This window comes from Bacteroides timonensis, from assembly GCF_000513195.1.
GTDB lineage: Bacteria > Bacteroidota > Bacteroidia > Bacteroidales > Bacteroidaceae > Bacteroides > Bacteroides timonensis.
Map to the genome: position 1 here is coordinate 1 of NZ_CBVI010000211.1, position 1,509 is coordinate 1,509.

At 37.2% G+C, this 1,509-nt stretch carries 1 protein-coding gene; it reads left to right on the forward strand.

The genetic code is table 11. The features are described from left to right. Positions 1–177 precede the first annotated feature (177 nt). Positions 178–1,419, forward strand: coding sequence for an IS4 family transposase (locus BN161_RS27895; protein ID WP_044272676.1), 1,242 nt, complete (start codon positions 178–180; stop codon positions 1,417–1,419). Positions 1,420–1,509 lie beyond the last annotated feature (90 nt).

The window sequence follows — 1,509 nt, forward strand, 5'->3', positions numbered from 1 at the left end:
CCTAGTCGTGGTCGGAAAATCGGCTTCCATGGCCGATTTTTCCTTCTTAAAAAAGAAATGTCAAAACAACCTTGATTTATTAACTGAAAAAGTAGCTTAGTGTTTATAAGTTTTTTTTATACCGTCCTTTCTTCTTTTATATTTCCTTTATCTTTGCCTGCGATAAAAATATAAACAATGAGTTTTGCAGACAAGAATTTGCCCGGTATCAAAGAAATCCTGCGAGTTATCCCAGAAGACGTGCTTATAAAGCTGTCAGCTGATACTAACGTGGATTATTGTGCCAAGCTTCTTACGGGTAAACTCATGTTCTACCTATTACTGTTCGGTTTATTAAAATTAGATCGTTTAAGCCAACGTACTTTATGCGATGCCTATGGTTCTTCTTTATTTAAAACCTTATTCGGCATTGAAGGAAATAGACAACTTTCGCACAGCTCCATTTCTGATCGTCTTTCCAGTATTGATCTTGATTTCTTCCGTTTATCTTATGAGCATATTTATCAATTATTATCCGGTCTGTATTCCTCAAAAGAGATTGAAGGTGCTCGTTTACAAAGGGTTGATAGTACCTATGTAAGTGAACTTTCTAATAAGTTGGAGAAAGGACTCAAATGTGGCCAAACCAAAAATTCTACAAAGAAGATGGCCAAATATACTTTCATGTACGACGGTAACTTTCTCTCCCATCCCTCTTTATTTTTAGATGATGGTCATGTAAACGAGAATCAGGCAATCCCCGAATGTATTTATGACCATGTCAAAAAACAAGAGGATCATTCAAATATCTATGTCTTTGACCGTGGGGTAATGAATGGGCAGATCTTCTCGGAATTGACTCAAAATCAGATCACTTTTGTAGGTCGTTTGAAGGATAATCGTAAACTCAAGTTAGTAGAAAGCCTTCTTGCAGAAGACACTAAGTGTGACTGGTCGGATGGAAGTAAGTTAGAAGAGGACTCTCTGGTTCAGCTATATACTTATGTAGAGCAACTAACAAAAAATGGAACTAAAAAGCGCAAAAGCGTCTTAGTGGAGCAACCCTTCCGGGTCATACGTATCATCACGAAAAAAGACAAACATCCCGTGGTGCTACTGATCACAAATGACTTAAATTCCTCGGCGGAGGAAATAGCTCGAATATACCGTAAACGTTGGGATATAGAAGTTTTTTTCAGATTTATCAAACAGGAGCTTAATTTTAAGCATTTTCTTTCAATGAACGCCAATGGAATACAAGTGATGATGTATATGACAGCTATTGCGGCCATGCTTATAATGATATATAAAAGGTTGAATAATGTAGGATATACCACCGCAAAAAGAAGAATTGGGCTTGAATTGGAGGAACTCATTGGAGCGATTTTAGTTGTCAAAAGTGGAGGGGATTTAAAAAAAGTAGGACTCGAAGATCCATAAAAAAAAGTGCTGAACTTTAGAGAAAGAACAGCACCTTATTGAGGGACAGAAGAAAGAACGCCATGAAGAATATTCCGACCACGACTAGGT

Coding starts and splice junctions, on each gene's coding strand:
- BN161_RS27895 (WP_044272676.1), top strand. CDS start 178: ATGAGTTTTGCAGACAAGAATTTGCCCGGTATCAAAGAAATCCTGCGA.